At 59.5% G+C, this 12,379-nt stretch carries 11 protein-coding genes and 2 pseudogenes; 2 read left to right on the forward strand and 11 right to left on the reverse strand.

Going from position 1 to position 12,379, the window contains the following annotated elements; translation table 11 throughout:
• The first annotated feature begins 38 nt into the window (after window positions 1-38).
• Together AC3WOG_RS22190 and AC3WOG_RS22195 are read left to right on the forward strand one after the other, a co-directional pair.
• Complete coding sequence (locus AC3WOG_RS22190; RefSeq protein WP_492580101.1) at window positions 39-833, forward strand: LysR family transcriptional regulator; 795 nt, start codon at window positions 39-41, stop codon at window positions 831-833.
• A 279-nt stretch (window positions 834-1,112) separates the two neighbouring features.
• On the forward strand, window positions 1,113-1,406 hold the full coding sequence (locus AC3WOG_RS22195; protein WP_492580102.1) for a hypothetical protein: 294 nt from the start codon (window positions 1,113-1,115) through the stop codon (window positions 1,404-1,406).
• A 493-nt stretch (window positions 1,407-1,899) separates the two neighbouring features.
• Here the strand turns inward: AC3WOG_RS22195 and AC3WOG_RS22200 are convergent, their stop codons facing one another.
• From AC3WOG_RS22200 to AC3WOG_RS22250, 11 genes and pseudogenes are all read right to left on the reverse strand, one after another.
• On the reverse strand, window positions 1,900-3,540 hold the full coding sequence (locus AC3WOG_RS22200; protein ID WP_492580103.1) for an acyl-CoA synthetase: 1,641 nt from the start codon (window positions 3,538-3,540) through the stop codon (window positions 1,900-1,902).
• Window positions 3,541-3,572: 32 nt separating this feature from the next.
• Complete coding sequence (locus tag AC3WOG_RS22205) at window positions 3,573-4,478, reverse strand: SDR family oxidoreductase (protein WP_492580104.1); 906 nt, start codon at window positions 4,476-4,478, stop codon at window positions 3,573-3,575.
• A gap of 161 nt (window positions 4,479-4,639) precedes the next feature.
• Window positions 4,640-4,782: pseudogene (locus AC3WOG_RS22210) on the reverse strand (ABC transporter substrate-binding protein); the annotation flags it as partial.
• Window positions 4,783-4,809: 27 nt separating this feature from the next.
• Complete coding sequence (locus tag AC3WOG_RS22215) at window positions 4,810-5,589, reverse strand: AraC family transcriptional regulator (RefSeq protein ID WP_492580105.1); 780 nt, start codon at window positions 5,587-5,589, stop codon at window positions 4,810-4,812.
• 50 nt (window positions 5,590-5,639) lie between these two features.
• Entirely contained in the window at window positions 5,640-6,362 is a 723-nt protein-coding gene (locus AC3WOG_RS22220) for an NAD(P)H-dependent oxidoreductase (RefSeq protein WP_492580106.1), read from the reverse strand.
• Window positions 6,355-7,089: an enoyl-CoA hydratase-related protein gene (locus AC3WOG_RS22225; protein WP_492580107.1), complete on the reverse strand. Its 735-nt coding sequence runs from the start codon at window positions 7,087-7,089 to the stop codon at window positions 6,355-6,357. Before AC3WOG_RS22225 ends, AC3WOG_RS22220 begins: the two co-directional genes overlap by 8 nt.
• Window positions 7,086-7,538, reverse strand: coding sequence for a DUF2000 domain-containing protein (locus AC3WOG_RS22230; RefSeq protein ID WP_492580108.1), 453 nt, complete (start codon window positions 7,536-7,538; stop codon window positions 7,086-7,088). The genes AC3WOG_RS22225 and AC3WOG_RS22230 overlap by 4 nt, the downstream gene beginning before the upstream one ends.
• A gap of 405 nt (window positions 7,539-7,943) precedes the next feature.
• Window positions 7,944-9,374 (reverse strand): IS1182 family transposase, encoded by a 1,431-nt coding sequence (locus AC3WOG_RS22235; protein ID WP_492580109.1) that lies wholly within the window; start codon window positions 9,372-9,374, stop codon window positions 7,944-7,946.
• A 366-nt stretch (window positions 9,375-9,740) separates the two neighbouring features.
• Window positions 9,741-10,154: a cupin domain-containing protein gene (locus AC3WOG_RS22240; RefSeq protein WP_492580110.1), complete on the reverse strand. Its 414-nt coding sequence runs from the start codon at window positions 10,152-10,154 to the stop codon at window positions 9,741-9,743.
• Window positions 10,155-10,486: 332 nt separating this feature from the next.
• The gene (locus tag AC3WOG_RS22245; RefSeq protein ID WP_492580111.1) at window positions 10,487-11,470 is read right to left on the reverse strand and encodes an NAD-dependent epimerase/dehydratase family protein; all 984 of its coding nucleotides are present in this window, start codon (window positions 11,468-11,470) and stop codon (window positions 10,487-10,489) included.
• Window positions 11,471-11,879: 409 nt separating this feature from the next.
• A pseudogene (locus AC3WOG_RS22250) lies at window positions 11,880-12,344 on the reverse strand (transposase); the annotation flags it as partial.
• Window positions 12,345-12,379 lie beyond the last annotated feature (35 nt).

Raw genomic sequence — 12,379 nt, forward strand, 5'->3', positions numbered from 1 at the left:
GTCATCGATAATGGAAATGCTTTATTATCATCCAGTTGATGCTGATTTTTTATCACATAAAGTCTATGGACATGAAGGTGTTGCGGTACTTTGTCGAGGTAGTTCGCCAGAACGGTTTCCGCCGAGCCGGCGGTACGCTGCACGTCACGCAGCCGGCGATCAGCCGCGCGATCCAGCAACTGGAAGAAGAGTTCGAAATGAACCTCCTGATTCGTGAGCCGCGCGGTGTACGGCTGACGCCAGAAGGGGAAGTACTCTATCGGCACGCCGGGCTGATCCTGCGGCAGGCAGAGAACCTGACGAGTGAGTTGAGGGATCTACGCTCAATGGTTACTGGAACGTTGCGTATTGGCCTGCCGGCGGCGACCGGCTCAACCTTCTTCGGTAACGTGATTACGGAGTTCCGTCGCCGCTATCCAGGCGTGCAGCTTCATATTGCTGAATATGGGACCAATCAGTTGGAGAGTGCGTTGACCGATGGGCGCGTCGAGATCGCAGCCGCTATGTTGCCGATGGAGGATGAGGGTTTTCTGACGCAGACGTTTGTGCGCGGCCGGCTCGCACTGCTGTGTTCCCGTGAGCATCCGCTGGCGGCGCGCAAAAAGATCGCCCTGAAAGATCTGGCCGGTGACTCCTTCGTCGCATTTACTGACGACTTTAAAGTGAACGATCTGATCGACAGGCTTTGTCGTATGCAAGGCTTCGTTCCGACTGTCGCCGGCCGTAGCAGTCACCTGGATCTGGTCGTCTCGATGGTTACGTCGGGCATGGGGGTTGCCTTATTGCCGGAAACGGTATGCGGAAGACCCGCTCCGTCCGACTTGCCGTTGTGACGATCGCCAATCCGGTAATGTCTTATGAACTGGCGCTGGTTCGTCACCGGGACGCATATTTGAGCCGGTGCGGTCGTGCCTGGATCGATATCGCGGCGGAGGTGCTAGGGTTTGACCTCAGCCCGTCGTTCGTCGCCTAACCCTCGATCAAGATCGATGCACAACTCTCAACTGGACCGTCTGGGCATCATCCTGACATCGAGAATTGCCGCTTGCCGCAGTGTTACATAGTTCGCATCCGATAGGCAGGTCAGTCGAACCGATAGCTGCCCCGCTGTCTTGGCAAACCCCGGTCTGATTCGCGACTTTTCCATTTATTTCAACTCCGATCACACGCCAGTCTCCTCGCAGCGCCGGCTCGGACTAGCGGGGCAGATCATCGATTCTGAAGGAACCGACTACCTTCGCCAACTGCTGTCAAGCGTGAGTGATGAAGCGCAGGCGGATTACGTCGTTTCAACGGTCCACCGAGCGAAGGGACTCGAATGGGATCGGGTGGACAGCGTCAAGCAGGACGTCCAATTTACCGACAAACATCTTGGCCGGTCGGCCGAGGTGATTGTCGCTGTTTAGCTGGGCATGGTTGTCGCTCCGTTCGGATTGTCAGCGGGTAATTGACGGCGTCGCTCCTTCTGTTTGTCGCTGGCTGTACGTCGCCCTCACTCGCGCGCGTCGCCTTCTCGAACTGTCCGAACTCCGGGCCGACCTTCTGAAGATGTTTCTTGACTCGACAGGCGCTCGACGACCCTTTGCAGCCGGTGGCTATACTCGCGTCGAATGGCTGGTGATGGTCGGACTCCGGCCGTTGGAATCAAGGCGCCTATCCGCTCGACCGGAGCGTTACCTACAGGCGTTTGCAACGTGTGCGATGCGCCCGGGGACCACTCCCCGAGCTACCGCGTGACAGCTACGCGAGCGGTCAGGTCTCTATGACGTCTCCCATCACATCTTTGAGCGCTAGTAAAACGCTGAGCGAGGAAAGCGTTTGTAGGCGGCCTTTTTTGCTCGATGATTTCCTCTGCACCTAGATGTTTCGACTGCTCGGAACAGAGAGTACGCTGGACGACTAAGTCCCATTTTCGCTGACAACTTGCAGACGCAATTCCTTCCGCATTACCTTACCGGTGGCGGTCATTGGCAAGGTTTCAACGAAGCGAATTTCACGAGGATACTCGTGAGCAGCAAGCCGGGTTTTCACATGTTGCTGGATATCACGCGCCAGATTTTCATCACCGACAAACCCTGGGTTGAGGACGATAAACGCCATCACGATCTCTGTGCGCGCACTATCGGGCGCCCCAATAACCGCAGCCATATAGACAGCAGGGTGGCGCAGTAAAGAGTCCTCAATTGCTCCGGGTCCGATGCGGTATCCTGCGCTCGTTATAACGTCGTCGTCGCGGCCGACGAAGCGAAAGAAACCATCCTGATCGCAGGTCGCCAGATCTCCCGTGACGAGATACCGGCCCCGATACTTCTCGCGGGTCGCTGCTTCATGTTGCCAGTAGCCCAGGAACATGACAGGGTCAGGGCTCTCGACGCCGATATTCCCGATCGTTCCGGGTGGCTGCTCCTGTCCCGCATCATCAACGATCTTAACGCGATGCCCCGGCACGCACCGACCGATTGCGCCAATGCGTGGCTCGTAGAGGGCAGCGCAAGATGAGAGAACGACGTTGCACTCGGTCTGACCGTAAAACTCGTTGATTGTCACACCCAGCGTGTTCCTACCCCACTCGATCAGCTCCTCGCCTAAAGTCTCACCACCACTTGCAACGGATTTAAGCGACAACGACCAGCGTTCCGGCCGCTCCACAGTACGCATCATCTTCAAAGCTGTCGGCGGAAGAAACGTATGCGATACACCGTGACGCTCCATCAGATCGAATGCCGCCTCCCCATCAAATTTCGAAAATCGCCTCGCGAGCACCGGGACGCCGTGATGCCACGCCGGGAGCAGAACATCAAAGAGCCCCCCAATCCAGGCCCAATCAGCAGGGGTCCACATCAAGGTTGCGTCGGCCGGAAATCCTTGCTGTGAAAGCTCGACGCCCGGAAGGTGTCCCAGCAGCACCCGATGCGCATGAAGCGCCCCTTTAGATTTTCCGGTAGTTCCAGACGTATAAATTATGACGGCGGGGTCATCGGCCGTCGTTTCGACGGGCGTGAAATCACCGGACGCAGCTTGCAACTCGCCCCAGAACGAATAAATCCCTGCTTGAGTTCCCGCCTCCCCACCGTCGACGTTATAAATGATTTGCAGTTCTGGCAGCGACTGTCGGATGTCCCGTAATTTCTCGATGCCTGAAAGATCGGTAATTAGCGCGACGGTGCCGCTGTCGCCCAAGCGGTGCTCAATAGCATCGACGCCGAACAAGGCAAAGAGTGGAACCGCAATCATGCCCGCTTTGTACACAGCCAGATGCGCTATCGCCGTTTCAACAGACTGCGGAAGGAAAATCGCGACCCTGTCACCACGGCGCGCACCATGACGCAGAAGCGAATTTGCAAAACGGTCCGACAGCGATTTCAGCTGATCGAACGAATACTTCGTCGCCTTCCCATCATGGTCCTCATAAATGAGGGCAACGCGCCCGCTACCGTCGGCCCACTTGTCGCAGGTGTCCACACCGATGTTGTAGTTTGCAGGGATATTCCAAGCAAAGTCCGCTGTAACACTCTCGTACGTCTGTCCTTCTAGCTTCATCTCCGCCCCCAACCATCAAAGTGCCCTCTGTGCTAGTCCTGGAGCCCTTTAGGCGGCTCGTAGCGAGGGAACCCGTTATATTCGGTGATTCGCTCAGCGTTGGCGAGCGGCCAGGAATGTCGGGCGTTGGGAACCCCGCCGTCCACGCGGATCACTGTACCGTTAATGAAGGCCGAGGCCTCCGAGAGTAGGAAAACCGCAGCGCTCGCGAGCTCAGATTCGGTACCAAAACGTTGAAGCGGCACTTTATGCTTCAGTTGGCGAAGCAATGCCTGGTACTCTTCGTTATAGCTGTCCATGCCTGCGGAGGCGATCCACCCCGGCGCCACGGCGTTCACCCGAACGCCGGCATGCCCCCATTCACAGGCTGCCGTCTCGGTCAAATTCCAAACGCCCGCCCGTGCGGCGCCCGAATGACCCATCCCGGGCATGCCCCCCCAAATATCCGCGAGCATATTCACGATCGCACCACCGTGACCCGCCATCCATTGGGTAAAGCACTCGCGCGACATGAGGAATGTCCCGTGCAAGTTGTTACGCACTACAGCGTCCCAGCCATTCAGCGAGATTTTTTCCAGCTTTGCCGGGAATTGTCCACCGGCACAGTTAAACAGGCCATCGATGTGGCCGAAGTCCGCGAGAGCCGCCGCAACGGTCTGTTTCACGCTGGCTTCATCGCGAATATCGCAAGCATATAAGCCGATTCGGTCTGCACTTTCCGGATAGTCCACATTAAGCTCGTCACGAACCGCAGTCAGTTTGTCCGGATTCCGTCCGACCATGATCAGCGTCGCGCCCAGCGAGGTAAGCTCATGCGCCGTGCAGCGACCAAGGCCACTTCCCGCACCGGTTACCATCACAACTTTTCCATCAAACAGGCCCGGTCGAAACACCGAACGGTAGCGGGCACTGACTGATTCATTTTCGCGGTCCTTCATATCGTCTCTCCGAATTGGCGATGCGGGCGCCCGGCCTTTGGTGCCGATTGCTCCGTAAAAAAGGAACTCCGTGAATCGGCTGCGGGCGCACTCATGTTGCTCGATCACAGTCCGAGCTTTGCCTGCAAATTAGTACCTTTAAAGACCTAAAATACGAGAAATTAATTCCATAGTTTGCAGCGTGTCTCTGTCTTGGTGGTAAAGGCCTGCTCGCCAGGGATAGTGGCCCGGCAGGCGTTTTAACCCGCATCAGATACATATCGTGAATCATGCTTCCATCTGGGCGGATAGGGGACCTGCACCACACGGAGACGGTGGCGGAAACGCCGCATCATGAGAAGGCGGCCTGATAGACCTTCGGCGTCACGCCAGTCTGCTGCTTGAACACGCGCGTGAAGTGCGATTGGTCGGCAAAACCCATTAGTGCGCCCACCTCCGCAATGGGCCTGCCGGCTCGCAACAACGGCATCGCACTGCGCACGCGCTCCTGTTGCTGGAAGGCATGCGGGCTCAATCCCGCGTCGCGCACAAAGGCACGCAGCAGCACGAAAGGCGTCACGCCAAACTCGCATGCAAGCGTCGACAAGGTCGGGTGTGCGTGCAGTTCGTCGCGCAGGCGGGACTTGATCGCGCGCACCAGCGCAGGCTCGCTGCGCACCACGGGCAGGGCTGCAGACCGGCCCGCGTGTCGGGCATGCAAGCCGATGACGGCGCGGGCCAGTGTTTCACTGCGCCTGAAGCAGTCCTCGTCCACCTCGGAACACCAGTTCACGCCGTAGAGCTGCTGTGACAGTTCAGCGTCGACGACGAACGGACTCGGCATGTCGAACCGCTCGCGTCGGGGAATACCGAGCCTCTCGCAGTAGGCGGCCAGAGCTGCGGGCTGCACATGTGCCACGCGCATCTTCCACTGCCCATCGTCGGCGGCCGAACCGGAGTGCACCACGTCGGCATCGATGACGATCACGTCGCCACGGCGGCACACGCGTCGCTGGTCCTGAACTTCGACCGCCAGCGCCCCGCCCGTAATCACCGCGAGGCAATGCGTGTCGTGCGTGTGCGGCGGATAGCGGTGGCCGACGAACTGGCCCCTGAGCATGACGGCGTCCATGACGTCTGGCGCGTGCCAAAGCTTGATCGACTTCGTCGGTCCAGTGGTGTTCATGGTGAGGCTGCCCCTGGAAGTGGCTGGAAGATTTCATCATATTCCTCCAGCCGCGGCATCGGCATGCGCGGCTGCTCGTCGAGGCGGGCGACGAAGTCGCTCCAACGCTTGAGCGTGTCGACTCGCTGAGCGTGCGAACAGTAAGGAATGTGCCAGGCAAAGAACGGCTCGAGCACTTCATAACCGACGTAACCCAAGGTCCCCTGTAGCAGGTGACGCAGCATGCCGCCTGCAAGTTCGCCATGTATCCCTTGCGGTCCGAACATGTGCTCCCGGCCGCCCAGGCTTACCCCGATCACCGCGCGCTTGCCGACCATGCCGCCGCGACCGTAGATGCGCTTGCCGCCGTAAAGCGCGCCGGACAGGAAGCAGCGGTCGATCCATCCCTTGATAAGCGCAGGCACCGAAAACCAGTAGAGCGGAAACACCAGCACCAGCGTATCGCTGGCCAGCAGCGCGTCGACCTCCCGCTGGACGTCGGGCGCAAGGGCGTTGCGCTCACGTGCGTGGCGCTGCTCCTTGGCGTAGACGAGGTAGTCGCTGTTGGCGCGCTCGGCGAAATCGCTGGCGCGCACCACGGGATCGAAGTTGAGCGCGTAGAGGTCTGAAAAACTCACGTCGTCGCCGCGCACCTCCAGCAGGCGTCGGGCTTCATGGGCCATGGCCGTGCAGAAGGAGCGCGGCTCCGGGTGGGCGTGGACGACGTGAACTTTATGCATGAGGGATCGAGCGCCAGGTAACGGCAGGAATGAAGGCGTTCAGGTCGGCAAGCTCGCGCTGGATGGCTTCGCTGGCTGGCAGCGTGGCGCCCTCCAGCAACAGACGCCGCATACTTTGCAACGCTGTCGGCGGCTTGGCGGATAGCAGCGCGCAGTATTCGTCGGCAGTTGCGCGCACATCCGCGTCTGGCACCACGCGCGAAACGAAGCCCCGCTGCAATGCCTCCGCGGCCGTTATCGGCCGGCCGCTCATGAGCCAGTCACGTGCGCACAAATCGCCCACCCGGCGGGCCAGCAATGCGGTTGCGCCGGCTTCAGGCACGATACCGAGATCGGCAAACGGAAAGCGGAACATGGCCCCCTCGCCAGCAACCACCCAGTCGGCGTGCAGCAGCATCGTGGCACCAAACCCGACCGCCGCGCCATTGACAGCTGCCACGAGCGGCCTCGGCTGGTCCGCGAAGGCCTCGATGCAGCGCACGACCGCGCCGTCGGCTGCCTGCGGCCACAAGGAACCGAACTCGGCCGTGTCGTGGCCCGAGCAAAAGCATTCGCTGGTTCCGTGCAGCAGCACGCAATGAACGCGCACGTCTCCATGCGCCTGGCGCAAGGTGTTTGCCAACGCTTCGAACAGAGGGCCGTTCAGCGCGTTGCACTTTCCCGGACGGTCGATGCCCACAGACCAGACCTGGCCGCGGAGCTCCGAGGTGAGGTTTGCGCCCATCATGCGAACAGGGCGAGACCACCGACCAGTTTGCCGACCTTCTTCCTGGGCCCGACCAGCCCGACTGCCAGGTACTGGAGGGACTCGCCCGGCTGCACGCGCACTGCGTGTAGAAAGGCGTCGTAGTCGACGGTGGCCTGTCCTTGCACAGGAAAGTCAACCACGTCGCAGTGCGCCAGCGATTTCTGGCGCAGCGCGTTCAACTGATCAGTCGTGGCTTTGAGAACCGGGATGCCAATGGGAATGAGACCAGGGTGCGCCGTGCCGTCCTGGTCCCGCAAGGGCTCTCCGACGAGATGGCTGTGGCGCTGGCCCAGCGTGAACGCCACCACTGCAGCGGCGTTCGAGGCTTTACCGGGCGGGAGCGCTTCGTCCACGACGATGACACAACGCTCCGGCTCGGGCGGGGCTTCAATGGCGTTATCGCCGCCTGGTTCGTTTTGTAATAACAAAGCATCTCTCCAGAAAAATAAGCGGTGGAGGGAATGCTAGGTAGATTCAGGCCAAAAGTATTGAACGATCTTGCAGCGAACCGAGGTCGTGTCGGCGACAATGACACGCTCGAACCTCCACCTCATTTGTGGGGGACAACCCAACGCCAGTGGCATTTCAGGTAGGTCGACACCGACGAGCGGGGGCAAGCGACTTCAGCGATCGTCTCGTGCCGGTCCGGTAACAGACGGTCGCAAATCGTGCACGAACGGCTCTTGATGGCCCAGAGCGTGTCAAAACGCGTAGCCACTGGGAATTTGTCGGCACGCTGTCTCGGCGGCAGATCGCGGCGTATCGATTGCGGCACCGAAAACGTCAAGTCAGCGCCGAACGTATTGCAAGGACTAGTCAGCCGCGTGCGGGCTTCACGCCCGCATCGCCTTCATAACCGTTTCTGAACCAAGTAGCTTGATAACCCGCTTCATGTTGTAGGCGAGGACGTGCAAGCTCATCTCCGTGCTCACCCGCTCGATAGTGCGTGTCAGGAAATGAGTCGCTCCCATCCAGGCCTTGATCGTGCCGAAGGGATGCTCGACGGTCTGTCGTCGGATACGCATCATGTCGGGGGCGAGATCAAGCCGGACCTGCATCTCTTCGAGCAATCCTTCGTGCTCCCAGCGCGTTACCCGGCGTTCGGTGCTTGGGGTGCATTTGTCCTTCAACGAGCACTGCTGACACTGCGAGCTCCAGTAGCGATCTAACTTCAGGCCACGTTCGGTTGTCTTGTAGCGCCATATGAGACGCTCGCCCGCCGGACATCGATACTCGTTTGTCTCAGCATCGTAAATAAAATCTTCTTTGCCGAAGCGACCGTCGAAGGTCGCGCCCGAGGTCTTCGTCTTGGGAACAAACACCGTGATGCCGGCCTCGTGGCATGCGAGTATCTCCTCACTCTTGTAATAGCCTCGGTCGGCAACTGCCGTGAGTTTATCTACACCCATTTCCGTGCGTGCCAGCTTGGCCATCGAGGTGAGTTGGTCTCGATCAATGCCGTCGTTGGTGACCTGGTGCACAACAATCAGATGATGCTTTGCATCGACCGCTACCAGGACGTTGTAGCCGACGACTCCTGTTCCCCGCGTCTTCATCGAACGCGCGTCCGGGTCCGTGAGCGACACTTGCTTGTCCGGTGCCGCGTCGAGTTGAACTTCGACTTGCTTGAGGATTTGCATCTGCTCCTTGAGAGCCGCGATCTTGTCTTGGAGCCGTTCTGTCTTCACCTTCGCAATCGTAGGCTCCTGACGATCGGCGGTGTCCATTTGCACTAGATAACGGCTGATGCTTGCCTCGATGTCCCGCATTCGCCGTTCTAGTTTTGCGCTCGTGAAGTTGCGGTCGCGATGGTTCACCGCCTTAAACTTGCTCCCGTCTATCGCAACGAGAGCTTCAGAGAATAGATCTAGGCGTTGGCACAGCACAACGAACTGACGACAGACGCTGCGGATCGCTTTGCCGTTGTCTTTGCGAAACCGCGCAATGGTCTTAAAGTCCGGTGCCAAGCGGCCCGTGAGCCACATCAATTCAATGTTGCGCTGGGCCTCGCGCTCAAGACGACGACTGGATTGAATACGGTTCAGGTAACCGTAGATGTAGATTTTAAGCATCACCTCAGGGTGATATGAAGGCCGGCCTGTAAGTGCTGGCTCGACGCCTTCAAACCCAAGCTTCTCAAGATCAAGTTCATCTACAAAGACATCGACTACGCGCACAGGGTTCGTGTCCGTCACATAGTCGTCGAGCGCTTCAGGAAGAAGGATGGTTTGAGTACGATTGTCGCCTTGAACGAACCGCTTCATCTCACTCACCCTCCGCTATCGGACGAGATATTCTAGCCATTCAAAAAAGCGTTTTGACACGCTCTGGGCCGGCCTCTGCCTGTTGCCGACCGGCACAGCGCGCCCCTGAGTTGCCTGTCGCGCAAGGCGGTGAATGTGCGCTGAGCGGTCGCAAACCGGACGTCCGGAGGCGACGGTCAGGTTATCCCCTCATCAGCCATACCTGCCGTTCGGGCTATGTCATTTGCGACCAATCAAAGGTATCCGCTTCTGTGTACCGCGAACAGGTGTCTTCGACCCGAAGGCAGCAGCCGCTCCGGCAGAAAGTGAACGTCGAGGGTGCGCACGCTGTCCCTGGTCGGCATCCGGAGCCTGAACACGACACGTCTATTTCTCGTTAGCCGGATCGTACGGCAAAACCTGCTCGCGTTCGTCGGGCTGGTTGCGCGCGACGATTGCTCTAGCAGGTGTTGTCTCGCTCAGATTAAACGGTTGGTGTGGCACCCCGGGTGGAATGAACAGGAAGTCACCCGCTTCGGTGACGACCGACTGGCGGAGTCCGGGCCCGTATCGGGTTTCGACACATCCCTCCAGCACGTAGATTCCTGTCTCATGGCCGCAGTGCACGTGAGGTTCAGCGTGTCCGCCCGGCGGGACGACGACGTACATCGACAGTCCTTTAGCGCCTGTGGTGATCGCAGATATGCCCACGAAGTAGGGCAAACGCTGGCTTGTTGCAATCTCCCGATCGGGATGCACCTTGACCAGCGGCGCTTGAACATCGTGTGAACGGTCCCGCATGTTTGCCACTCCCGAAATCCTGGGAAGACGTCGCTTACGTTCGCTTCGATTCAACGCCTGAAGGCATGCCGAAGCCTGGACGCCCTGACAGGAGATTCTACGCGTGCGGTCCGCAGATCACCGGAATGCGCTTTCGCCGATTAGTTACCATCGCCCCCTTGCCGCCGACCGGTATTCTTCGACGTTCGCTACCACGAAGGGTTTTCCATCGTCGCTCGCGCCGTTGCGGCTCGCGTACATGTCCGACACGGTCGGGTTTCAACCCATTGCCTTCAAGATCGCCGTCGCAGCGATAACCGACACGTCAACGACCCGTACCGCGAGGATCGTCTTCAACGCCCAATCAAACCTTCCTGCCTCATCCAGACCAGGGTATCGGTAAGCAGCGCGTCCAGCGGAGTTTCAACGTAGTCCAGCTCGCGCTTCGCCTTGGCCGAGTCCACGCGGAGGGTCCCACAGGCCAGCGTTACACTCTCGGGGGTCACGTCGGGTTCCTTTCCGGTCACTCTCGACCATGCATCGGCAAGGCGCGCGTACGTCATCAATGCCCAGACAGGCATGGCATTACGAGGTGTGCGCTTGCCCAATACAGTGCCCACCCGGTGTACAAGGTCGACAAAGCTTGCGTGTTCGCCACCGACCAGGTAGGCCTCGCCGAACCTCCGCTGTTGCCAGGCACGTACCTGCGCACTGGCGATCTCTCGCACATCGGCGAATGAACCGATGCCTGGTGGAATGCCCGGCAGCTTCTCGCGGTCCACCAGCATGATAAGGCGCGCCCAGTTGTGACGGTCGCCGGGACCCAGAATGTGTGAGGGATTGAAGACAATCCACGGCGTGCTGGAGCCCCGCACGGCTTGTTCGCCCAGGAACTTGGTGCGCTCATAATTGATCCAGCTCTCGGCGCCTCGCTGCGGCACTGACTCGTTCAGCGTGCCGTGCGCGAGGTGCGAGTAGGCCGAAACCGACGACGTGTGCACAAAGGCCAGCACCCCCACCGACTCGGCCGCTCGCAGCAGGTTTTCGGTCCCTTGCACGTTGGTGGCCGTCTGCGCCGCTGCCTGCGGCCACCACATGCTGGTGTTGGCCGCCGCATGAAACACCGCTTCGCAACCGGCCTGTGCTGCCTTCAGAGATGCAACGTCCGCCAGGTCGGCGCGAACCGGAACGCCGCCCTGCCTGGCGATGGCCTCGTCGGACTCCGCACGACGCGACAGTGCCCGGACCTCGAAGCCAGCCGCGCGCAACTCGCGCAATAAATGCCCACCCAGAAATCCGCTTGCGCCGGTCAAGAACACAGTGGCCATATTCGTCATGGGCTCGTCGCGATCTCCTATGAGAAAACAGCGAAATGAGGAAGGTTGCCCAGACGTGCATTATGCCTTGGAGATCTGCGGGACTGGAACGGAATGTCAAAGCGTCATCAGTGACCGTCTCATGTCGGCCGGAGAGCCGACGGTCGCAAATCTTGCCCGAGCGACTCAAACTGGCCGGTTGCACCCGCTGAGATATGACGCAAAAAGCTGCCGCTGCCCAAGGCGAATGTTTTCGACCGGAGGCTGACGGCGAAGGGGCTCAACGCGTACAGTCGGCCACAAACCGCCAATCGCGGCTTTCACCAGAATGACCGGAAAGAATTCGCCTTCGGACGTTCACACTCTGTAGACTTAATTTGACTTTACTTTGGCATCCCCTATGATCAACCACGGCTTTCCGCCTCATAGAGTAGGCGCTGTTGCGATAGCCGTAGGCCATGCGCTTCATGACCTTGATGCGGTTATTGATAGCTTCGAGCTGGCCGGTATGCATCGACCAGCGCACGCGGGAGAGGATGCCGCGCCAGTACTTGGCGAGCTCGTCGGCAAAGCGCCGGAGCGGGTCGATGTCGCTAGCGCAGGCCTGCGCCAGCCAAGCCCGCCAGGCTCGACGCCATTGCCACGCGGCCATCGGCTGTCAGAGTTCCTTGAGCAACGATTTGAGGACGTAGACGGTCATCAGGGCCTGATTGGCTTGCATCAGTTCACGTACTTTGATCTGGTGTTCGGCCGACAGATTCTCGCGGTTGCGCGACAACAGCCAGCGCGCCCGTTTAACCACGCGCCGCCGCGGGCGATCATGCCTGAGCCGATTGGCTTCATCGACCGGCACCCGGTCGATCACCTCCCGGCCGCATTTGGCGACCACCTGATACCGCCGCAGCAAATCGCCCATCCTCAGACATTTTA

This window comes from Paraburkholderia sp. FW306-02-B (assembly GCF_058782725.1).